Here is a 20,841-nt window from a genome sequence, read left to right as displayed (position 1 = left end):
GCAGGTGCGCCGAGGGCTGTACGGGTGGCGCGCATCTTATATCTTCCAGTCATCGCGGAGCGCCCTCCGCGAGGTGGGTGCAGGTGTGGCATGAGCGATATTGTCTGTATTTCTCCGATTGATGGTTCGGAACTGGCGCGCCGGCCGGCGGCCTCGGACGCCGAGGTGGCGCGGGCGGTGGCCGGTGCGCGTGCCGCGCAGCGCGACTGGCGCCGCGTGCCGATCGCCGAGCGTGCTGCTCATGTGCTGCGCTTCCTCGACGCCATGCTGGCGATGAACCAGGAGATCGTGCCTGAACTCGCCCAGCAGATGGGCCGTCCGGTGCGCTATGGCGGCGAGTTCGGCGGCTTCGAGGAGCGGGTGCGCTATGTCGCGGACATGGCGGAGGAGGCGCTGGCCCCGGTCATCCCGCACGATGTGCGCCCCGGCTTCACCCGCTACATCAGGCGCGACCCGCTCGGCCTCGTGCTGGTGGTGGCGCCGTGGAACTACCCCTATCTCACGGCAGTGAACACCATCGCCCCGGCGCTGATCGCCGGCAATGCCGTGCTGCTCAAGCATGCGGCGCAGACCATTCTCGTCGGTGAGCGGTTCCAGAGCGCGATGGACCGCGCCTGCCTGCCGCAAGGCCTGTTCGCCAATCTCGTGCTGACCCATGACCAGACCTCCCGGCTGATCGGCTCGGGGGCGGTGGACTTCGTCAACTTCACCGGTTCGGTGGAAGGCGGGCGCGCCATCGAGCGGGCGGCGGCGGGCACCTTCACCCCGCTGGGGCTGGAACTTGGCGGCAAGGACCCGGCCTATGTGCGCGCGGATGCCGATCTCGATTTCGCCGTCGCCAATCTGGTGGATGGCGCCTTCTACAATTCCGGCCAGTGCTGCTGCGGCATCGAGCGCATCTATGTGCATGAGAGCCTCTATGACCGTTTCGTCGCCGGCTTCGTCGAGCTGACGTCCCAATATGTGCTCGGCAATCCGCTCGACGAGGCGACCACGCTGGGGCCGATGGCGCAGAAGCGGTTTGCCGACCTCATTCGTGGCCAGATCCGCGAGGCGGTCGACCGGGGCGCGACGGCCCATATCGACCCCGCTGCCTTCCCTGCCAACAAGGAGGGCACGCCCTATCTCGCGCCGCAGGTGTTGACCGGGGTCGACCATTCCATGTCGGTAATGCGGGACGAGAGCTTCGGCCCGGTGGTCGGCATCATGAAGGTGAAGGGCGACGAGGAAGCGCTGACGCTGATGAATGACAGCGTCTACGGCCTCACCGCCTCGGTCTGGACCACGGACCTTGAGGCCGCGGAACGCCTCGGCGGCGAGATCGAGACCGGCACGGTGTTCATGAACCGCTGCGATTATCTCGACCCGGGCCTCGCCTGGACCGGGGTGAAGGAGACCGGGCGCGGCGCCTCGCTCTCGCGGATCGGCTTCGAGATGCTCACGCGGCCGAAATCCTTCCATCTGCGCCACGGCTGAGATCCCCGGCGTCGCGGCGGCCATAGCGGCGGGCGGCCTCGATGGCGAGGCCGGTGCCGACCGAGCCGAAAGTGTCGCCATCGATGGCCCGCGCCTGCGGCACGGTGGCTCGGATGGCGGCGCGCACATGGGCGAGCCTAGTGGATCCGCCGGTGAGGAACAGCGCGTCGATGTCGCCCGGCTTCAACCCGGCCTGGTCGAGGCAGAGGCCGACCCGCCGGGCGATGCGTTCAGCGAGACCCTGGGTGTGGGCGACAAGTTCGGCCGGCGTCAGACCCACGGACAGGCCCGCCTCCAGCCAGCCGAGATCGACCCGTGCCTCTTCCGCTTCGGCAAGGGCGATCTTGGCCGCTTCCGCCTCCATGGCGAGGGTATGGCCGCGCTGCTCCTCGATCACCCGGATCAGCCTCTCGACCCGGTGCGGCTCGGCCGCCTCGCGGCGAACCTCGTGGAGCTCGCGCACGGTCTTGGCCGTGTAGAGCCGGTTGATGCTCGACCAGGTCGCCAGCTCGTGGAAATAGCCGCTCGGCACGTCGCGTCCGGGGCGTTTCATCGGGCTGCGATAGCCGAGCAGCGGCATCAGCGTGCCGAGGCTGAGCGTGCGGTCGAAATCGGTGCCGCCGATCCGCACGCCGTCATTGGCGAGAATGTCGTCGGCGCGGTCCTGGCGCGCCCTTCGCCCTTCGCCGAGGCGGACGATGGAAAAATCCGAGGTGCCGCCGCCGATATCGGCAATCAGCGCGATTTCCTCGCCCGCCACCTGCTGCTCATAGTCGAGCGCGGCGGCAATGGGCTCGAACTGGGTGGACACCTCATGAAAGCCAATGTCGCCGGCGATGGCGCGCAGCGTGTCCTCGGCCTTGCGATTGGCGGGCGCGTCGTCGTCGACGAAGAATACGGGCCGGCCGAGAACGACGCTGGCCAAGTTCGTGCCGGCATCCGCTTCCGCCCGTGCCTTCACCGCGCTGAGATAGTCGGCGATCACGTCGCGGAAGCCGATGGCGCGGCGGCCGATCTGGGTCTTCTCCTCGATCAGAGCGCTGCCCAGCACCGCCTTGAGCGAGCGCATGAGTCGCCCGTCCTCGCCCTCAACATAGCGGGCCATGGCGGCGCGGCCGATGCTGAGGTGGCCCTGCCGGTCGTAGAACACGGCGCTCGGCACCGTTGTCTTGTTCTCCTCCAGCGCCGCCAGCACCGGGCCGCCGCTGCGCCAGAAGGCGAGCGTGGTGTTGGACGTGCCGAAGTCGAGGCCGCAAAATGTCATCGTCAGGCTCCCGCCGGAAGGGGCGCCTTCCTAGAGGCTTCGTCGGACATCTTCAACTGACATGATGTTGACGTTGCCCGCGAGAGGCGCCACAGCTGGGAGACATTCACGAGGGAAGACGCCGTGACGCTGCACAACTGGACGATGAAGCACTCGATCGCCGTGGTGGTCATCACGCTCGTGGCTGTCGGCGCGTTCCTGTTCAGCTGGACCTGAGCGGCGACAGGCACAGCCGGGCTTCTGGCCGCCGCTTCTGGTTATTGTCACATTCTATCCCTATGTGAAGGCAAGGTCCCGTCGCGGGCCTGATCTGGGTGCGCGACCCCCTTGTCCCGTTCCGCAGCCGTGCAGGGTGCGCGTCCGGTCTCCAGGTCCCCCGGGAGGAGTTTCGCCCGCCGTGCTGTCCCCGCCGCCGACCGAAGACCGTGCCGATGCCCCGCAGAGCGCCGGGCCGGACGCAGCGTTACGCCTGTCCGAGGTGCTGAACGGCATTGCGGCGGATGAAACGCGCGAGCGTATCGCGGTGGGTGATCTGCTGAAGGTGATGCAGGAGCGGGCCTTCGGGCCGCTGATGCTGATCTTCGCGCTGCCCAACGCGCTGCCGACCCCGCCCGGCACCTCCTCGGTGCTCGGCGCTCCGCTGGTGTTCCTCACCCTCCAGCTCGCGCTCGGCTGGTCGCCCTGGCTGCCGCCGATCATTGCCCGGCGTTCCATCGCCCGCAAGGATTTCGCGGCCTTCGTCGCCAAGGCGACGCCCTGGCTGGCGCGGGCTGAAAGGCTGCTGCGCCCGCGCCTCGGCGTGCTCGCGCACCCACCGGCGGAGAATATCGTCGGGGTGATGTGCTTCGTGCTGGCGGTGGTGCTGGTGCTGCCGATTCCGCTCGGCAACATGCTGCCGGCGCTGGCCATCTGCATTCTGGCGCTCGGCATTCTGGAGCGCGACGGGGTGTGGATCCTCGCCGGCATGGCGGTGGCCATCGCCTCGCTCGGCGTCGTCTCGGGTGTGATCTGGGCCTTCATCAAGGCCGGGCTGTTCCTGCTGCATCAGCTGATCGGCTGAGCGATCGGGCCGGCCCTCAGACGGCTCAGCCCTGCGCGCGGGCGCTCTCCAGCGCGCGAGTCAGCATGTCGAGGCACTCATGCGCCTGCTCCTGCCCGCTCGCATCGCCGCGCAGCCGGAAGGCGATGTCGCGCAGATCGCGGATGGCGACGTCGACGGCGGTGAGGAGGTCGATGTCGAACGCGTCCTCGCTTTCGGGGGCGGCGACGCGGACGGGGAAGGGAACAACGTTACTCATGCGACTTCAGGACTCGTGTTCGGCGAATCGCCGTGGCGTTTATCCCCGGAAACATGCCCGCAATTGGTTAATGACCCGCTCCCGTTACCGGCTTTGCGCCGAACGCTCGGGGGAAGCATCGATATGCAGTCAATGTGCATACAATACATCATTTCATTGACATTGAATGCTTTCGTGACTAGCTCTTGAATGTAGCGCGCGAGATGCGCGCGAGCGCCCATGAGTGTTGGCGCGCAGGAGAACCGCCATGTCCGCCCGCTTGCCTTCCGTGCCGGTCGCCGACCGGCCCTATGCCCGGCTGTCGCCTTTCACTTGTGGCATGCGTGCCTGCTGCCCTCGCTGTGGCGAGGGCAAGCTGTTCGACGGGTTCCTGAAGCTGGCGCCGCGCTGCGATGTCTGCGGCCTCGACTATTCCTTCGCCGATCCGGCGGACGGCCCGGCCTTCTTCGTCATCTGCTTCGTCTGCGTGCCGGCGGTGATCTTCGGCCTGTGGCTGGAGGTGGCGTTCCAGGTGCCCTATTGGGTCCATCTCGTCACCACCCTGCCGGTGCTGCTGCTGACGTGTATCCCGCCGCTGCGCCCGCTCAAGGGCTGGATGGTGGCCAGCCAGTTCTACTACAAGGCCGAGGAAGGGCGCCTCGTCATGGCCGACGAGGCGCCGCACATTGCGTCAGCTCCCCACGAGTGAGGGGACGCTCCCCGTGTCGCGAAAGCGTGCCGGACGCCGCCCCGCCGCCGCCAGATCCTCGCCGCAGGCCTCGGAGCTGAGATAGGCGTATTCCCTCGCGCGCGGCTCCAGCAGCGGGTCGAGCCGGCGCAGTTCCGCGTCGACATGACCGGGATGGCAATGCACCAGCACGCGCTCGCCGGGCCCGGCAAGGCTCGCCCGAAAAACCTCGTGATAAGGCGGCTCGGAGGTGAAGCCATAGAGGCCGCGAAAGCTGTCATTGCAGGCGATGCCGGCCCGTGTGGCCCGCAGGGCGCTGCCGGCGGCGAGGGTTCCGACAACCAGCGCCTTGCGCAGGCCGAGCCGGCGCCGGCGAGCCCATGAGGCGGGCTCTGTGCAGTTGCGCAGCCACGGCAGGCGCCCGCCATAGCGCAACGTCATCTCGGCGATGACGATCTCGCGGATTCCCGGCAGCGCATGGGCATGCTGGTGGCCGTCGATGAAGTCCGGCGGCGCACCCCATTCATCCTCGAAGGCGTCGAGCTGGGCGCGCAACTCTTCCGCCAGCGCGTCACGCGGCAGCGCCCCAGCGAGCGCGCGCAGGACCAGCGGCCCGATCTCCGGCAGGCGGCCGTCCCGCGCCAGTCCGCGCGCGGGGGTAAGGGGGCGCTGGCTGGTGAGCGTGAGATGCAGGCCAATATCGGCAGGATGGCGGGCTACCAGTGCCTTGAGGCCGGCGGCCCGCCGCTTCCAGCCCGGCAGTCCGGTCATGGCGCCGGTGGCCGAGAGCCGGCCGCGCGCAATCAGGTCCTCGATGGCGGCGCTGACGCCGTCGCTCAGCCCGTAATCGTCGGCGCAGATGACGATGGCTTTCAGGATGTTTCCCTCTATGTCTGCCTGACAAACAAAGAGCACAATCGGCTCATACGTCAATGCAAGCTTCACGAAAGTTGGTTGTGTCTTTACTATAGGTAAGAGCGTCTTACCTGACGTAAACATCGCCTGCCTCTGTGGCTGCAATCAAGTAAAAACAGCTTGAAATCATGACGACAGCTTCTGAAAAATGGCCGGGCCTGATCTCGATCGTGGTGCCGGTGTATAATGAGGCGGGGTGCCTGGCGGCGCTTCACGCGCGCCTGTGCGCGACGCTCGACGCCTATCCCGGCCTGCGGCGGGAGTTCGTCTTTGTCGACGATGGCAGCCGCGACGACAGCTTCGATTTGCTGGCGGCGCTCGGCGCGCGTGATCCCAGCATCAAGGCGCTGCGCTTCGCCCGCAATTTCGGCAAGGAATCGGCGATGGCGGCCGGCCTACGGGCGGCAGTCGGCGATATCGTGGTGCTGATGGATGCCGATCTACAGCATCCGCCGGAGGTCATCCCCGAGATGATCGAGCGCTGGCGCGGCGGCGCCCAGATGGTGACGGCGGTGCGCCGGTCGCGCCGCACCGACCCGCTGGCGCGGCGGCTGTTCTCGCGCGGCTTCTACCATTTTTTCCACGCGCTGTGCGAGGTCGACATTCCGGAAGGGGCGGGCGATTTTCGCCTGTTCGACCGCCGCGTTGTCGACGCCATCAATGCCCTGCCCGAGCGCAACCGCTTCATGAAGGGCATCACCAGCTGGGTCGGTTTCCGCCAGGAGGAGGTCGACTTCGAGGTGGCCGAGCGCGCCGGCGGCGAGAGCTCGTTCAACACGCTGCGCCTGCTGCGCTACGCCATTGACGGGCTGTCCTCCTTCTCCATGGTGCCGCTGAGGGTATGGTCGCTGGCCGGCGTGATGCTGGCCGGGCTGTCGGGCCTGTACGGGCTTTATCTGCTGGGTGAGGCGCTGGTGTTCGGCGTGCGGACGCCCGGCTTCCCCACCATCATGGTCAGCATGCTGTTCGTTTCCGGCGTGCAGCTCATCAGCCTCGGCGTCATCGGCGAATATGTCGGGCGCATCTTCACCGAGGTGAAGCGCCGGCCGCTCTACCTCATTGCCGATGAGATCGGCTTCGCACCGCCCGCCGCGCTCCCGGCTGCCTCGCTCCAGGCTGAGATGCGGCAGGCGCCGGCGCTGGTCCCCGAGGGCTTTGCTCCGTGAGCCTCGCCTCCTCCCGCCTTCGCGCAGCCCAGCCCTCGGCCCTGCGCTGGCACTCCCTCCCGCTCGTGCGCCTCGCCAGCCTCGCCGTTTTTGCGGCGGTAGTGGCGTTCATCGTGCTGACCTTCCGCGACTACGGCATCAGCAATGATGAGCCGGTGCAGCATACCTATGGCCAGCTGCTGCTGGCTTGGTATGCGAGCGGATTTACCGATGACCGGGCCTTCCATTACATCAACCTCTATCTCTATGGCGGCCTGTTCGACCTAATCGCGGCCGGGCTCGAGCCTTATGTCCCGCTGCCGCTCTATGAGTGGCGCCACCTGCTCTCCGCCGGCTTCGGCTTTGTCGGCCTGATCGGCACCTGGCGGCTGGCAAAGCTTCTCGGCGGCGAGGGCTCAGGGGTGGTGGCGGTGCTGCTGCTGGCTTTTACCGGCATGTATGGCGGGGCGATGTTCACCCACACCAAGGACGTGCCCTTTGCCGCCGCCATGGTGTGGAGCCTCTATTTTATCACCGCCTTAGCGGGCGAAATGCCGGCCGTGCCGCGCTGGCGCACCGTGCTCGGGCTCGGCGTCGCGGTGGGCTGCGCGCTCGGTCTGCGGGTGGGCGGGGTGTTCGCGGTCCTATATTTCGTGCTGACGATCGGGGCGGCAATGGTGCTGCTGCGCGATGTACGCCTGCCGCTGCTTCTGCTGCCGCGGCTGATGGTTGCTGGCCTTATCGCCCTCGTGCTCATGGCCGTGACCTGGCCGTGGTCGGTGCTGCCGCCGACCAACCTGTTCAAGGCGATGGGGGCGTTCAGCCATTTCAGCTTCGACCTCAAGACGCTGTTCAATGGCCAGCTGTTGCCGATCGACCAGCTGCCGTCGATCTATATGCCGGAATATCTCGTCATCAAGCTACCGGAGGTGACGCTGCTTGGCCTCGTGGCGGCGCTGGTGCTGGTGGTTCTGGCTCTGGGGAAGCGCGTGCGCGCGTCGCGTGTGGAGACCGGCCTTTCGTCGCACCGGATGCTTGCCGCGTCGATGCTCACCTATCTGCCGCTGGCGCTGGCGATCCTGGTGCCGATCGCCGTTGCCGTCCTGACCGATCCCCCGCTTTACAACGGCATCCGGCATTTCCTGTTCGTGCTGCCGCCGGTGACGGTGCTGGCGGCGCTCGGGCTGGTAGGCGCCTGGCGGGCGCTACACCAGCGCGCGCGCCTTGCGGGGGCGGGCTTCGCGCTCGCGGCGCTGGGGCTGTTCCTGTTCAACGCCTCGGTTCTGTGGCGGCTGCACCCTTACGAATATGTCGCCTATAACCAGATCGTCGGCGGCACGCCGGGGGCCTGGGGGCGCTTCGAGGGCGATTACTGGTCCGCCAGCCTGCGCGAGGCGGCGCTGATGCTGCGCCATGGCGTGGAGCGCGAAAAGCCGCCGGCCCATCCCTACAAGGTCTCGGTCTGCGCGGAGGACGTGCAGGTGCTGACCTATCTTGGCCCTAATTTCGAAGCGGTGGAGGACTGGGAGGATGCCGATTTCATCCTCACCGCCCTCAATGTCGGCTGTGACGCGGCGCCGGGCCTGCCTTATGCGACGGTGAGCCGGATGGGCCTCGCCTTTGCCTCGGCTCGAGACCAGCGCCTGCGGCACATGCCGGTGGAGGTGCCGGACCAGGACGATGACGGGCCGGACCTCGACGCCCCGGAGGTCTCGCAGAACGGGGGCGGATCGCCGCAGGGAACGGGGCCACAGGTCGCCAAGGCCAAGCCATGAGAGGCCAAGCCGTAAGAGGCCGGGCCATGAGAGGCGGCGCATGAACGAGGCGGCCATGCGGTGGGCGGCGCTTGCCGCGCGGGGGCGCCACATCCTGCTCTTCGCCGCCCTTGGCAGCGTCGGCACGCTGGCGCAATACGCCGTTCTCATCGCCCTCGTGCAGGGCGGCCTGGCCGGGCCGGTGGCGGGTTCCTGCGCCGGCTTCGTGGTCGGTGGGCTGGTGAACTACCAGCTCGGCCGGCGCCTGGTGTTCCGCTCCTCGACGCCGCACCGCGAGGCGCTGGCGAAATTCTTCACCGTGGCCGGCGTCGGGCTGGGGCTGAACGCGCTGCTGATGGTGCTGCTCACCGGCCCTCTCGGCGCGCCCTATCTGCCGGCACAGATCCTCGTCACCGGCCTGCTGGTGCTCTGGCACTATGCCGGCAACGCGCTGTGGACGTTTCGCGCGGCGCGGCCGGGGGAAACCCCGAAGCAGGGGTGAGTCTCCCACAGACGGCTTGACTCTCGGCGCGGATGGAGTCGTTTTAAGGGAACAAATCATGAACAATAATGAGCGTTCCCATGGACACGATCCGCGATGTGGCGGCGCTGAGGCAGATGCTCGCCGGGCTGGAGGCGGCGCGTCTGCCCGGCGTCGAACAGTCCTTCTGCCTCGGTGCCGCCGGACCGGAGGCGGGCGGCGTGCGCCTTGCCCGTGGCGCCCTGCATGAGGTGCAGGCGGCGGCGAGTGCCGACATGCCGGCCGCCACCGGCTTCGCGCTGGCGCTGGCGCTGCGTGCCGCGCGCCCTGGCACGGCCGGGGAGAGGCGCCCGCTTCTATGGGTGCGCCAGGACATGGCGGAGGCCGAGTTCGGCCGCCTCGACGCGCCGGGTCTCACCGCGCTCGGCCTGGACCCGGCGCGCCTCATCCTGGTGCGGGCGCGCGACGGCGCGGAAGCGCTGCGGGCGGCTGGCGATGCGGTGTGCTGCGCCGGCCTTGGTGCGCTGATCATCGAGATATGGGGCACACCGAAGGCGCTCGACCTTACCGCGACGCGGCGTCTCGCCTTGCGGGCGGCCGCCTCGGGGGTGACGAGCTTCCTGCTGCATGGCGCCCCGCAACCCGCCGCCACGGCGGTCGCAACGCGCTGGCGGGTGGCGCCCGCCGCCTCGACCCCGCTGGCGGGCGACGCGCCGGGGGCACCTTCCTTCTGCGCGACCCTGCTGCGCCATCGCGGCGGCGAGGGCGGGCGCCCGGTGGAGGGTGGCGACTGGAAACTGGAGTGGGACCATGCGGCCTGTACCTTCCGCGACCTCGACCCGCTATCTCGCACTGTGGTTCCCGTTCCTGCCGGCCGACCGGATCGAGCGGCTGCGCCAGAGGCGCGGCGGGGCACGGTCGTCGCGCTGCGTCGCACCGGCTGAGGGGGGGCAGGCGCGAGAGCGGGAGGGCGATCGGCAGGGCGGCAAGCCACAGATCAACGACCCCTTCGCCCCGGCGCCGCTGGTCTTCGTCGAGAAGGTGCAGGGCGCGCTGCGCCTCACCGCGCTCGACCGTGCCGCGCGCCGCGCCGGCCTTGCCCCCGGCCTGACGCTGGCGGATGCGCGCGCCCGCGTGCCCGGCCTCGCCGTGCTCGACCATGACCCTGCCGCCGACGCCGCCTTTCTCGAGGTGGTGGCGGATGATTGCGACCGCTGGACGCCGCTGGTGGCGCTCGACATGCCCGAGGGTGTGCCGGACGGGCTGATCCTCGACATCACCGGCTGCGCGCATCTGTTCGGTGGCGAGGCGGCGCTGCGCATGCGCCTTCTCGCCCATCTCCAGCGCCATGGTGTCAGTGCGCGCGCGGTCATCGCCGGCACGCCCGATGCTGCGCGGGCGCTGGCCCGCTCAGGGCAGGGCGGCGTGGTGCCGCCGGGCGGCGAGGCGCAGGCGGTTGCCGGCCTGCCGGTCGCTCGGCTCGGTGTGAACGCGCAGATCGTCACAGGCCTTTCCCGCGCCGGGCTCAAGACCATCGGTGATCTTGCGGCCCGCCCCGGTACTCCGCTCGCCGCCCGCTTCGGCGCGGATCTGCTGACCCGGCTGGCGCGCACGCTGGGACGAGAGGATGTGCGCCTGGTGCCGCGCCGCCCGCTGCCGGAATGCATCGCCGAGCGTCGCTTCGCCGAGCCCATCGCCCGCACGGCCGATATCGAGGCGACGCTGGCCTTGCTGGTCGACGACCTCGCTTTGATGCTGGAGTCGCGAGGCGAGGGCGGGCGGGCCTTCGAGGCGTGCTTCTTCCGCACCGACGGGGCGGTGCGGCGGCTGAAGATCGAGACGGCACGGCCCCTGCGCGACGGCGTGGCGCTGGCCCGGCTCTGGCGCGAGCGGATCGAGGCGCTGGCCGACCCGCTCGACCCCGGCTTCGGCTTCGACCTCGTGCGGCTCGGCGTGATGCGGGCGGAGAAGCTCACCCCGGCGCAGGTGAGCCTTGATGGCCGCGCGGTGGAGGAAGAGGAGGTTGCCGCGCTGATCGACCGGCTTAGCGTGCGGCTGGGCCGCGAGCGGGTGCTGCGTTTCCTGCAGCGCGACACCCATGATCCCGACCGCGCCAGCGCGCTGGTACCGGCGGATGGCGCTTCTCTTCCGGCGCTACCGCCGCCGCCCGAGGCGCCGGCGCGCCCGCTGACCCTGTTCGACCCGCCCCAGCCGGTGGAGGCGCTGGCCGAAGTGCCGGACGGCGCGCCCCTGCGCTTCCGCTGGCGGCGCGTGGTGCATGAGGTCGCCCGCGCCGAGGGACCCGAGCGGCTCGCCCCGGAATGGTGGCGGCAGCCGGAGGCGGCACCGACGCGCGACTATTACCGGGTGGAGAACCGCGAGGGTCGGCGCTTCTGGCTGTTCCGCGCCGGCCTGTATGAGCGCGAGGCGCAAGCGGAGGCCGGCCCGCCGCGCTGGTTCCTGCACGGCCTGTTTCCGTGAGGCGATGATGCACACAGATGCGAACGCGCCCTTCTATGCGGAACTCGTCGCCGCCTCGAACTTCTCCTTTCTGCGCGGCGCCTCCCACGCGGCGGAGCTGGTGGCGCAGGCGATTGCGCTCGGCCATGCCGGGCTTGGCATCGCCGATCGCAACACCGTGGCTGGCGTGGTGCGCGCCCATGCGGCGGTGAAGGAGGCCGCAGCGCGGTACAAGGGGTTCTGGGAGGCGCGGAAACAGGCGACGGATCTCCAGGAGGGCGGCGCGCCTGCGCCCACCGTGCCGGAATGCCTGGCGCGGGGCAAACCTGTCTCCTCTCCCGATGGGACGACGCAGAAGGAGGAAGAGGACATCCTTGCCCGTCTTCTGCGCCACCGGGCCGCGGCGGCGGCCGATGCCGGCCGGGGGACGGAACTGCCCTTCACCCTCGCCGTGGGCGCCCGGCTGGTCTTCGCCGACGGCACGCCCGACATCGTCGCCCATGCGCAGACGCGCGTGGGCTGGGGCCGGCTGTGCCGCCTGCTGACCACGGGCAATCTGCGGGTCGGCAAGGGCGAATGTCGGCTGCTGCTCGACGATCTGCTGACCGATGCCGGCGGGCTCTCGCTGATCCTGATGCCGCCCGATGATATGCCGGCCAGGGGGCTGCCGGCCCTAGCCTCCGTTCTGGCGCGGCTAAAGGAGACGGCGCCGGGCGCGCTGTGGCTCGGCGCAACCATGCGCCGACGCGGGGACGACCGGCGCCGGCTGGCGGCGCTGGGGGCGCTGGCGGCAAAGGCGGGCCTGCCGCTCATTGCCACCAATGACGTGCTCTACCACCACCCCGCCGAGCGCGACTTGCAGGACGTGCTCGCCTGCATCCGCGAGGGCGTCACAATCGAGAGCGCGGGGCGGCGGCTGGAGGCCAATGCCGAGCGGCATCTGAAAAGCTCGGGCGAAATGGCGCGTCTGTTCCGCGAGGCGCCACACGCGATGGAGGAGATTTCGGCCTATCTCGCCCGCCTCGACTTCTCGCTGGCGGAGCTCACCTATGAATACCCGCAGGAGCCGGTGCCGCCCGGCTATACGCCGCAGCGCCGGCTGGAGGAGCTGACCTTCCAGCGCGCGGCTATCCGCTATCCCGACGGCGTGCCCGACAAGGTGGAGCGTCAGCTCAAGGTGGAGCTGGCGCTGATCGACGAGCTCGGCTACGCCCCCTATTTCCTCACCATCCGAGATATTGTCGACTTCGCCGAGAAGCGCGGCATTTTGTGCCAGGGGCGCGGCTCGGCGGCCAATTCGGCGGTGTGCTTTGTCCTCGGCATCACCGCTGTCGACCCCGCCACCAGCAATTTGCTGTTCTCCCGCTTCATCGCCCGCGAGCGTAACGAACCGCCGGATATCGACGTCGATTTCGAGCATGAGCGGCGCGAGGAGGTGATCCAGTACATCTATGAACGCTATGGCCGCGAGCGGGCAGGCATCGTCGCCACCGTCATCTCCTATCGCCCGAAAAGCGCCATCCGCGATGTCGGCAAGGCGCTCGGCCTCACCGAGGACATTACCGCCCGCCTTGCCGGCACAGTGTGGGGCAGTTGGGGCAAGCAGATCGAGGAAGGCCGGGCGCGCGAGGCCGGGCTCGACCCGTCAAACCCGCTGGTGGCGCGGGCGATCGGCCTTGCCACGCGCCTGCTCGGCTTTCCCCGTCATCTCTCCCAGCATGTCGGCGGCTTCGTGCTGACCCAGCACCGCCTCGACGAGACGGTGCCGATCGGCAAGGCGGCGATGAAGGACCGCACCTTCATCGAATGGGACAAGGACGACATCGACACGCTCGGCCTCTTGAAGGTCGATGTGCTGGCGCTCGGCATGCTCACCTGTATCCGCAAGGCGCTGGACCTGTTGCGCGCGCATGAGGAGATCGACTGGGGCCTCGCCGAGGTGCCGCGCGAGCAGGCCGATGTCTACGACATGCTGTGCACGGGCGATTCCATCGGCGTGTTCCAGGTGGAGAGCCGGGCGCAGATCAACATGCTGCCGCGGCTGAAGCCGCGCCGACTCTACGATCTCGTCATCCAGGTCGCCATCGTCCGGCCGGGGCCGATCCAGGGCGACATGGTGCACCCCTATCTGCGTCGGCGGGATGAACTGGAGAGGGAGGACTATCCCTCGCCGGCTCCGCCTCATAACCCCCACGAACTGCGCGAGGTGCTCTCGCGCACGCTCGGCGTGCCGCTGTTCCAGGAACAGGCGATGCAGCTTGCCATGGTGGCGGCGGAGTTCACCGATGTGGAGGCCAACCATCTGCGCCGCGCCATGGCGACCTTCCGCCACCACGGCACTATCGGCACCTTCCAGAAGCTGCTGGTCGAGCGCATGAGCGCGCGGGGCTACGATCCCGCGTTCGCCGCCCGCTGCTTCGAGCAGATCAAGGGCTTTGGCGAATATGGCTTCCCGGAAAGCCACGCCGCTTCCTTCGCCAAGCTGGTCTATATCTCCGCCTTCCTGAAATGTCGCTATCCCGCCATCTTCGCCTGCGCGCTGCTGAACGCCCAGCCCATGGGCTTCTACGCCCCGGCGCAGATCGTGCGGGACGCGCGCGAGCACGGAGTCGAGATCCGCGGACCGGACGTGAATTACAGCTTCCACGACAGCACACTGGAACGCGATGCGCCGGGCGTGCCGCTGGCGCTGCGGCTTGGCCTGCGCCAGCTCGACGGTTTCAAGGAAGAGTGGAGCACGCAGCTGGTCGCGGCACGGGAGCGGGGCTTCCTGCACGACATCGAGACGCTGGCCCATCGCTCGCGTCTGCCGGCCGCGGCGCTCGCCAAGCTGGCAGATGCCGATGCCTGCCGCTCCATGGGGCTCGACCGGCGCGAGGCCGCCTGGGCCATGCGCCGGCTGCCGGATGACGCGCCGCTGCCGCTGTTCGCGGTGGTCGAGGCGCGGGAGCTCGGCACGGATGAGGACGCGCATCTGCCGCTCATGCCGTTGCCCGAGCAGATCGCGGTCGATTACCAGACCACGCGCCTGTCGCTGAAGGGCCATCCGATGGGGATGCTGCGGGAGGTGTTTGCTGCCGAGGGCGTGGCCTCCAGCGCCGAGGTGACGGGCGCGCGTGATGGAACACTGGTGCGCGCGGCGGGCATCGTGCTGGTGCGCCAGCGGCCGGGCAAGGGCAACGCCATCTTCATGACGCTGGAAGACGAGACCGGCATCGTCAACGTGCTGCTGTGGACCCGCCAGTTCGAGCGCTACCGGGCGGAAGTGATGGGCGCGCGGCTCGTCGTGGTCGAGGGACGGGTGCAGAAGAGCAAGGAGGGCGTGGTGCACGTGATGGGCGAGCGGGTGTTCGACCGCACCGGCGAACTCGCCCGCCTGTTCGAGGACCCGCGCCATATGCCCTCGCCGCAGGCCGATCCCGGACAGGACGAGCGGGTGCGGGGCGGGCGCGAGAAGGGGGCGCCTTCGCGGGAAGAGCATCTCCTCGCCGGCCGCCGCTCCGGTCAGGGCCATCCCCGTCAGGTGCGGGTGCTGCCGAAGTCGCGCGACTTCCATTGACCAGCGGGCGCGCTGGGCGCAAGGCGCAACCTGTCGCGCACGCCCCATTAGGTGCTAGACGGGGACGAAGCAGAAAAGGAGACACCCATGGCACAGCGTTTCGACGATTGGGAGAAGGACGACAAGGGCCACCTGAAAGTGTGGCCAATGCTGGCCTTCACCACCGCCCTGTTCGGCACCGACAAGGTGGGCCTGCGCCTGGAGATCGGCTCCCAGCAGCCCAAGCCCGGCGAGCCGGTGCCCGCGCTGCAGCTGGTGCTTGACCCCGCCCAGGTGCGCCAGCTCGCCGAGGCGCTGGCCGAGGCCGAGGCGCGCCTGCTCGACGCCCGCTTCACCACCCTTGCCAACTCCCCTCCCGGCAGCGCCTGAGGGGACATCCTTCGGCACACGGCGCTAACGCCTCGGGATGACGGCGTTCTGGTTCGGCCCCGCGCCGTCACTGCACGTGAAGCCCCCTCATGCTGAGGTGCCGGCCAAAGGCCGGCCTCGAAGCATGCAGCGGCCGGCAGCCCTTTCTCCGGCCTCTCATGAGGCCAAGCCCGGCTTGGTTCTGCCCACTGTCGGAGATGACGTGCGTTCTTGCGAAGCGTCCCGCTACGCCGCCAGGAACTGCGCGTCAGCCTGGTCCAGGCGGCGGCGGATCTGGGTGACGATGAGCTGCTCGTCCGGCAGGCAATTGTCATAGGTCAGCCGCTCGCCGGCCTTGACCGGCTTCAGCACCCGGGCGCGTTCGGCAAGGCCCAGAGGCAAAGCGAAGCTGTCGCGGGCGTCGCGCCAGCTCATCGTGTAACCGCGATAATCATATTCGCCGATCCGGCCGAGCAGCGCGCCGGGCTGCAGGTCGCGCTTGGCCACCGCCGTGCACTCGGCGACGGGATGGTCCAGCACCTCCATGTCGCGGGTGCCGTGCATCACCGCCCGCACCGCCGAGAGCGGCACTTCGAGGCTGGTGAGGTGGAACGGGCGGATCAGCGCGAAGCAGGGGCCGGGGCCCACCTTGAGGTCGGTCATGCGCTCGCTCACCCGGTCATGGCGCGGCTTGACGATGCAGAACACGCCGGGCGCCACGCCCTTGCCGAGGGTGAAGTCGACCACGCCGGAGCGCGAGAGGATGCCGCCATCCTCCTTGGTGCACAGCACCTGCGCCAGCACGTCGCGGTCGGCGTGCGGCCCGTGCATGCCCGGCACGTCGGGCACCAGGCCGGTGGCGTTGGCCAGCGCCGTCATCTCCACCATGGTCTTGGAACCGTCGACGAACTCGACCAGCATGCGCGGGTTCATGTTGCGCGCCTTGGCCTCTGCCTCGAACTCGTCGGGGATGGCGTCCGGCTTGAAGGCGTTATTCTTGGCCTTGCCGGCGCAGACGATCTCGAAGCCGAGCGCTTGGGCGAAGCCGATCAGCTCGATGGTGGCGGCCGGCTCGTCGCCCGCCGCCCCGGTGAGCACAACGCCCGCAGCCCGCGCTTCCTGCTTCAGGTAGCGGCCGATGGTGATGTCGGCCTCCACGCTCAGCAGCACCACATGCTTACCGTTACGGATGGCCTCCAGCGACACCAGCGTGCCGATATTGGGGCTGCCGGTGGCGTCGATCACCACGTCGATATGGCCTGAGGCGCACATGGCGCGGTAGTCGTCGGTGATGACGAAATGACCGGCCTCGATGGCGCGGTCGATGGCGGAGGTGTTCGAGGCGCTAACGATGTCCTCGCGCCGGTGGCCGGCCATCAGCGCGGCGTCGATGGCGACCTGTGCGTTAAGCTCCGTCACCGCGCCGATGCGGACGCCCGGCATGAGGGCCGCCTGCACGATGAGGTCGGTGCCCATCTGGCCCGCGCCGGCGAGGCCGATCGTTACCGGCCCGTGCTTGGCGGTCCAGTGTTCCAGTTCGGCGGCGATACCCGTCCGCACGATCCCGCTTACACCGAGCATAGTTGCACCGAGCATACGCCCAACCCTTCCCTGAGGCGCGCCTACGCCTTTCGGCGCACGCGTCATTGTTCTTCGGTACTCGACATTTGTTCCGAGGCAAAGAGCGCGCACGCCTGCATCCCGCGCTTCCGCGTTCAGTAAGTGGCGCCGGCCTCTTCCAGTACCGCGGCGGCGGTGATCTCGTCAGTGATGAAGACGGTCGGGCGCAGCATGCGCAGCGCGGCGAGCGCGGCCTTGGCCTTGCCCGGCCCGCCGGAGGTGAGGATGCGCTCGGGGGTGGCCTGCAGCGTCTCGATCGGGATCGACATGACGCGGGTATTGATCGGATGGTCGACCGGCCGGCCCTCAATGTCGATGAAATTGTAGACGACGTCGCCCACTGCGCCGGCGGCGATCAGCGAGGCCCAGTCGGCATCGGAGAAGAAGCCGAAGCGCAGCGAGGTGCTTTCCGATTCCATCTCGCCGACACTCAGCACCACCGCGTCCATCTCGCGGGCGAGAGCGTAGACCGTGCCGAGGCCGCAGCGCTCGATAAGCGCCTGCTTGGTCTCGATGCTGTCGACGATGGCTGGGGCGGCGATCAGATGGCAGTCGGCCTGGAACAGCCGCGACAACTGCCAGGCGAATTCGGACGGGTTGTACTGCTTGGCCTTGGTAATGCCGCCCAGTAGCGAGATGACGGAGAGGTTCGTCACCGTCTTCTCGTCGATGAAGCCGAGCGCCCGCATCAGTGTGCGCCCCCAGCCGAAGCCGATCTTCATGTCTGAGCGGATGAGGTCGGAGATGAACAGCCCGGTGGCTGCGCCGATGGCGCTGGTGGCGTCGGCGAACGGGCCGGAGACCGGGGCGACTACCGCCTCGCGCAGCCCGAACGCCTTCTGCAGCCCCATTTCCAGTCGTGGCAGTTCGGCGATCTCGCGCGAGAGCGAGATTTTTACCTCATTGAGCTGCCGGGCATCGGCGAGCAGGCGCACCACGGTGACGCGGCCGATGTCCAGCGCCTCGGCGATTGCGCTCTGCGTCATGCCCTCGACATAGTACATCCAGGCTGCGCGCAGCCGCAGCCGCGCTGAGCGCCGGCCGGTCGGGCTCAGATCGGCGAGCGAGGGTGCCTCGCTCAGGCCGCCCGGCCTGGTCGTCGCAGCTCCACCCGACATAAGCACCTCATCGCCCGCATGACGTCTGCGCCTGCTATAGAGGACCCCGGCGCCATCTTCAAACCGGCCGGCCCGGCCGCGCTGGTAAACTGGCCGGCGTTACGCAAAAACCCGCTTGTCGGCGGCGCCAGCGGGGCGCACGGTGCCGGCAAAAGGCACGCATGGTTTCAATATGTCCAGCACCGACGACACGCTCAAGCTCAAGGATTTTCTCTGCTTTGCGGTCTATTCGGCCAATCACGCCTTCAACCGCGTCTACAAGCCGATGCTGGACCGGCTGGGGCTGACCTATCCGCAATATATCGCAATGGTAACGCTGTGGTCCGAGGAAGGTTTGACCGTCGGCCAGATCGGCGACCGGGTGCTGCTGGAAACCAACACGCTGACCCCGCTGCTCAAGCGGCTGGAAGTCGCTGGGCTGGTGCGCCGGGTGCGCGACGCGGCCGATGAGCGGCAGGTGCGGGTCTATCTCACCGACAAGGGCCGGGCGCTGCGTTGCGAGGCGCAGCTTGTTCCCGCCGAGATGGGCGTGTGCCTCGACCATGATTCGCAGGAACTGCGCGAACTGACGGACGATCTCAGCCGGCTGCGCGACAGGCTTCTGGCGCGCCTCAAACCGTAGCCTCGGGGCTCGGCGCCGCCTTTTCCGCCACACCCTTATCCGATCCGATCTCGTCGGGTAGCTCGAGCTGCCCCTCGATGAAGCGCCGGTGCCGGGCGATCTCGCCAGCGAGAAAGTCGAGAAAGGCCCGCACGCGCGGCGAATGGCGCAGGTCCGGATGGGTCAGCAGCCACAAATCGGCGGCGTAATCATTATTGGGCGGCCCGAGCCGCACCAGTGAAGGCCGCGCATCGCCGATCAGGCACGGAATGTGTCCGATGCCGATGCCCGCCTCCACCGCCTCGGCAATGCCGAGCACGCTGTTGATCTTGTAGGCGACCTTTTCGGCGGCGACGTTTTCCTGAACGAATTTGACCGTCTTCAGGGAGCCGAGGCTGTCGCCCAGCGACACCCAATTGCACGCCTCCAATTGCTGCGGCGTTACGGCGCGCGGCTCGGGGAAGTCCACGGCGCGCCCGTACAGCGCCCAGGCGATGCGGGCGACGCGCCGGCCGACCAGGTTCTCCGGGGGATTGTCGGTGGCACGGATGGCGACGTCGGCGTCGCGCTTGGACAGGTTCAGCGGCTGGTTGCTGAGCACGATGTCGAGCCGCACTTCCGGGTAGCGCTCGCGGAAGGTGGCGAGCATCGGCATCAGCAGGTGAATGAGCAACGAATCCGGCGTCGTCACCCGCAGCTCGCCCGAGGGCGCCGGCTCGCGCCCGGCCAGCTTGCGGCCGACGGCGGTGATCTCCTCGTCCAGCCGGTTGGCCAGCGCCACCATCTCCTCGCCGGCGGGGGTGAGAGCGTAGCCAGTGCGGTGGCGCTCGAACAGCAGCGTGCCGAGCTGGTCCTCGATCTGCTTGAGCCGACGGAACACGGTGGAATGGTTGACATTCATCGCCATGGCGGCTGCCGGCAGGCCACGGGCATCGGCCACCGCCTTGATCAGCCGGAAATCGTCCCAGCCAAGGTTCTTGAACGGCTCGGCCATGCGTGTCCCCGCTGATACGTCGCCTTAAATCGCTGTGGTGACGCGTTAACTCGTCCCTGTCATCCAGCCTGACGGCGAAGCCGACGATAGCAGCACAGATGAGATTGCGTCAACGCAATTGATAAGGGATGGCATTGCGTCGTTGCCGGTTTATCTCTTGTCGCAACAGGAGCGCAGGTCGCGCTCACACGAGGGCAAGATCATGAACCGCAATGGCATCCATCATGTGACGGCGATAGCCGGCAATGCGCGCCGCAATGTCGAATTCTACACCCATACGCTCGGCCTGAGGCTGGTAAAGAAGACAGTCAATTTCGACGATCCCGGCACCTATCACTTCTATTATGGCGACGAGGCGGGTTCGCCCGGCACCATCCTCACCTTCTTTCCCTGGGATCACGTCGCCCCCGGTCGGCTCGGCATCGGCGAGACGCAGGAGACCGCGTTCCGCGTGCCGGCGGTCTCCATCGGCTACTGGACGCAGCGTTTCGTCGAGAAGGGCGTGGCGCACAGCGCGCTGGTGAAGCGCTTCGGCGAGACCGTGCTGGCCTTCAAGGACCCGCACGGCATGCGCCTCGCGTTGGTTGGTGTGGCCGGCGCCGAGAATGAGCCGGCCTGGCTCGGCACCGACGTGCCCGCCGAGAACGCCATTCGCGGCTTCCACAGCGTGAACCTGCTGCTGGCGGAGGCGGCGCCCACCGGCGCCATCCTGACTGATGTGTTTGGCTTCACGCAGATCGGCCGCGAGGGTTCTCTGGTGCGCTTCAAGGCCGAGGGGACGGAAATCGGCGGGATCGTCGACATCCATGAAGCCGGCGGTTTCCTCCCGGCCCGCATGGGCGGCGGCTCGGTGCACCACATTGCCTTCCGCGCGGCGGACGACGCGGCCGAATTCGCCATGGTGAAGAGGCTGAACGAGAACCACGGCATCGTCACCACCGAGCAGAAGGATCGCAACTATTTCCGGTCCATCTACTTCCGCGAGCCCGGCCACGTCCTGTTCGAGATCGCCACCGACATTCCCGGCTTTGCGGCCGACGAGCCGGCGGCGAGCCTCGGCGAGGCGCTGAAGCTGCCGGACTTCCTGGAGAGCCGCCGCAGCCAGATCGAGGCCGTACTGCCTGAGATCGCGTGAACAACG

At 68.4% G+C, this 20,841-nt stretch carries 18 protein-coding genes; 12 read left to right on the top strand and 6 right to left on the bottom strand.

Going from position 1 to position 20,841, the window contains the following annotated elements; translation table 11 throughout:
• Positions 1-90: 90 nt before the first annotated feature.
• Complete coding sequence (locus J2S76_RS20155) at positions 91-1,476, top strand: aldehyde dehydrogenase family protein (RefSeq protein ID WP_307063421.1); 1,386 nt, start codon at positions 91-93, stop codon at positions 1,474-1,476.
• Here J2S76_RS20155 and J2S76_RS20150 read toward each other — a convergent pair.
• On the bottom strand, positions 1,439-2,740 hold the full coding sequence (locus tag J2S76_RS20150) for an Hsp70 family protein (RefSeq protein WP_307063419.1): 1,302 nt from the start codon (positions 2,738-2,740) through the stop codon (positions 1,439-1,441). The two genes, J2S76_RS20155 and J2S76_RS20150, sit on opposite strands and share 38 nt — an antisense overlap.
• A gap of 397 nt (positions 2,741-3,137) precedes the next feature.
• Between J2S76_RS20150 and J2S76_RS20145 the strand changes: the two genes are divergently transcribed.
• Positions 3,138-3,800, top strand: coding sequence for an exopolysaccharide biosynthesis protein (locus tag J2S76_RS20145; RefSeq protein WP_307063418.1), 663 nt, complete (start codon positions 3,138-3,140; stop codon positions 3,798-3,800).
• A 25-nt stretch (positions 3,801-3,825) separates the two neighbouring features.
• Here the strand turns inward: J2S76_RS20145 and J2S76_RS20140 are convergent, their stop codons facing one another.
• Positions 3,826-4,038: a hypothetical protein gene (locus tag J2S76_RS20140; protein WP_307063417.1), complete on the bottom strand. Its 213-nt coding sequence runs from the start codon at positions 4,036-4,038 to the stop codon at positions 3,826-3,828.
• A gap of 247 nt (positions 4,039-4,285) precedes the next feature.
• On the opposite strand from J2S76_RS20140, the gene J2S76_RS20135 reads away from it, so the two are divergent.
• Positions 4,286-4,726 (top strand): DUF983 domain-containing protein, encoded by a 441-nt coding sequence (locus tag J2S76_RS20135; RefSeq protein ID WP_307063415.1) that lies wholly within the window; start codon positions 4,286-4,288, stop codon positions 4,724-4,726.
• Here J2S76_RS20135 and J2S76_RS20130 read toward each other — a convergent pair.
• On the bottom strand, positions 4,709-5,620 hold the full coding sequence (locus tag J2S76_RS20130) for a ChbG/HpnK family deacetylase (RefSeq protein ID WP_307063413.1): 912 nt from the start codon (positions 5,618-5,620) through the stop codon (positions 4,709-4,711). The two genes, J2S76_RS20135 and J2S76_RS20130, sit on opposite strands and share 18 nt — an antisense overlap.
• Positions 5,621-5,748: 128 nt before the next feature.
• On the opposite strand from J2S76_RS20130, the gene J2S76_RS20125 reads away from it, so the two are divergent.
• The 7 genes from J2S76_RS20125 (at position 5,749) to J2S76_RS20095 (ending at position 15,388) form a co-directional block, all read left to right on the top strand.
• The gene (locus J2S76_RS20125) at positions 5,749-6,786 is read left to right on the top strand and encodes a glycosyltransferase family 2 protein (RefSeq protein WP_307063411.1); all 1,038 of its coding nucleotides are present in this window, start codon (positions 5,749-5,751) and stop codon (positions 6,784-6,786) included.
• Positions 6,783-8,540 carry a glycosyltransferase family 39 protein gene (locus J2S76_RS20120; RefSeq protein ID WP_307063409.1) on the top strand — a complete coding sequence of 586 codons (1,758 nt, stop codon included), beginning with the start codon at positions 6,783-6,785 and terminating at the stop codon, positions 8,538-8,540. The genes J2S76_RS20125 and J2S76_RS20120 overlap by 4 nt, the downstream gene beginning before the upstream one ends.
• A 40-nt stretch (positions 8,541-8,580) precedes the next feature.
• Complete coding sequence (locus J2S76_RS20115) at positions 8,581-9,021, top strand: GtrA family protein (RefSeq protein ID WP_307063407.1); 441 nt, start codon at positions 8,581-8,583, stop codon at positions 9,019-9,021.
• Positions 9,022-9,101: 80 nt separating this feature from the next.
• Positions 9,102-9,944, top strand: a complete 843-nt coding sequence (locus tag J2S76_RS20110) for an ImuA family protein (protein WP_307063406.1) — start codon at positions 9,102-9,104, stop codon at positions 9,942-9,944.
• Positions 9,945-10,041: 97 nt separating this feature from the next.
• A complete protein-coding gene (locus J2S76_RS20105) occupies positions 10,042-11,481 on the top strand; it encodes a Y-family DNA polymerase (RefSeq protein ID WP_307063467.1) in 1,440 nt (479 codons plus the stop codon).
• Positions 11,482-11,488: 7 nt separating this feature from the next.
• Positions 11,489-15,019: an error-prone DNA polymerase gene (locus J2S76_RS20100; protein ID WP_307063404.1), complete on the top strand. Its 3,531-nt coding sequence runs from the start codon at positions 11,489-11,491 to the stop codon at positions 15,017-15,019.
• Between the two features lie 87 nt (positions 15,020-15,106).
• Positions 15,107-15,388, top strand: a complete 282-nt coding sequence (locus J2S76_RS20095; protein WP_307063402.1) for a hypothetical protein — start codon at positions 15,107-15,109, stop codon at positions 15,386-15,388.
• Positions 15,389-15,613: 225 nt separating this feature from the next.
• Here the strand turns inward: J2S76_RS20095 and J2S76_RS20090 are convergent, their stop codons facing one another.
• Entirely contained in the window at positions 15,614-16,948 is a 1,335-nt protein-coding gene (locus tag J2S76_RS20090) for an NAD(P)H-dependent oxidoreductase (RefSeq protein WP_307063465.1), read from the bottom strand.
• 134 nt (positions 16,949-17,082) lie between these two features.
• Positions 17,083-18,105 (bottom strand): sugar-binding transcriptional regulator, encoded by a 1,023-nt coding sequence (locus J2S76_RS20085; RefSeq protein WP_126278439.1) that lies wholly within the window; start codon positions 18,103-18,105, stop codon positions 17,083-17,085.
• 172 nt (positions 18,106-18,277) lie between these two features.
• Here J2S76_RS20085 and J2S76_RS20080 point away from each other — a divergent pair, with 172 nt between their 5' ends.
• Positions 18,278-18,727, top strand: a complete 450-nt coding sequence (locus tag J2S76_RS20080) for a MarR family winged helix-turn-helix transcriptional regulator (protein WP_307063399.1) — start codon at positions 18,278-18,280, stop codon at positions 18,725-18,727.
• On the opposite strand, the gene J2S76_RS20075 is transcribed toward J2S76_RS20080, so the two are convergent.
• Entirely contained in the window at positions 18,717-19,700 is a 984-nt protein-coding gene (locus J2S76_RS20075; protein ID WP_307063398.1) for a LysR family transcriptional regulator, read from the bottom strand. The two genes, J2S76_RS20080 and J2S76_RS20075, sit on opposite strands and share 11 nt — an antisense overlap.
• A 202-nt stretch (positions 19,701-19,902) precedes the next feature.
• Here J2S76_RS20075 and J2S76_RS20070 point away from each other — a divergent pair, with 202 nt between their 5' ends.
• Positions 19,903-20,835 carry a ring-cleaving dioxygenase gene (locus J2S76_RS20070; RefSeq protein ID WP_307063396.1) on the top strand — a complete coding sequence of 311 codons (933 nt, stop codon included), beginning with the start codon at positions 19,903-19,905 and terminating at the stop codon, positions 20,833-20,835.
• The last annotated feature ends 6 nt before the right edge of the window (positions 20,836-20,841 follow it).

Source organism: Ancylobacter vacuolatus, assembly GCF_030813595.1.
GTDB classification, from domain to species: Bacteria; Pseudomonadota; Alphaproteobacteria; order Rhizobiales; family Xanthobacteraceae; genus Ancylobacter; species Ancylobacter vacuolatus.
This window is presented reverse-complemented; position numbering and strand designations above follow the sequence as displayed.

Excerpts from the sequence above, each read along its gene's own strand:
- J2S76_RS20080 (WP_307063399.1), top strand. The coding sequence starts at position 18,278 with ATGTCCAGCACCGACGACACGCTCAAGCTCAAGGATTTTCTCTGCTTT.
- J2S76_RS20135 (WP_307063415.1), top strand. The coding sequence starts at position 4,286 with ATGTCCGCCCGCTTGCCTTCCGTGCCGGTCGCCGACCGGCCCTATGCC.
- J2S76_RS20150 (WP_307063419.1), bottom strand. The coding sequence starts at position 2,740 with ATGACATTTTGCGGCCTCGACTTCGGCACGTCCAACACCACGCTCGCC.
- J2S76_RS20155 (WP_307063421.1), top strand. The coding sequence starts at position 91 with ATGAGCGATATTGTCTGTATTTCTCCGATTGATGGTTCGGAACTGGCG.
- J2S76_RS20140 (WP_307063417.1), bottom strand. The coding sequence starts at position 4,038 with ATGAGTAACGTTGTTCCCTTCCCCGTCCGCGTCGCCGCCCCCGAAAGC.
- J2S76_RS20090 (WP_307063465.1), bottom strand. The coding sequence starts at position 16,948 with ATGCTCGGTGTAAGCGGGATCGTGCGGACGGGTATCGCCGCCGAACTG.
- J2S76_RS20115 (WP_307063407.1), top strand. The coding sequence starts at position 8,581 with ATGAACGAGGCGGCCATGCGGTGGGCGGCGCTTGCCGCGCGGGGGCGC.
- J2S76_RS20085 (WP_126278439.1), bottom strand. The coding sequence starts at position 18,105 with ATGTCGGGTGGAGCTGCGACGACCAGGCCGGGCGGCCTGAGCGAGGCA.
- J2S76_RS20075 (WP_307063398.1), bottom strand. The coding sequence starts at position 19,700 with ATGGCCGAGCCGTTCAAGAACCTTGGCTGGGACGATTTCCGGCTGATC.
- J2S76_RS20100 (WP_307063404.1), top strand. The coding sequence starts at position 11,489 with ATGCACACAGATGCGAACGCGCCCTTCTATGCGGAACTCGTCGCCGCC.
- J2S76_RS20110 (WP_307063406.1), top strand. The coding sequence starts at position 9,102 with ATGGACACGATCCGCGATGTGGCGGCGCTGAGGCAGATGCTCGCCGGG.
- J2S76_RS20095 (WP_307063402.1), top strand. The coding sequence starts at position 15,107 with ATGGCACAGCGTTTCGACGATTGGGAGAAGGACGACAAGGGCCACCTG.
- J2S76_RS20125 (WP_307063411.1), top strand. The coding sequence starts at position 5,749 with ATGACGACAGCTTCTGAAAAATGGCCGGGCCTGATCTCGATCGTGGTG.
- J2S76_RS20070 (WP_307063396.1), top strand. The coding sequence starts at position 19,903 with ATGAACCGCAATGGCATCCATCATGTGACGGCGATAGCCGGCAATGCG.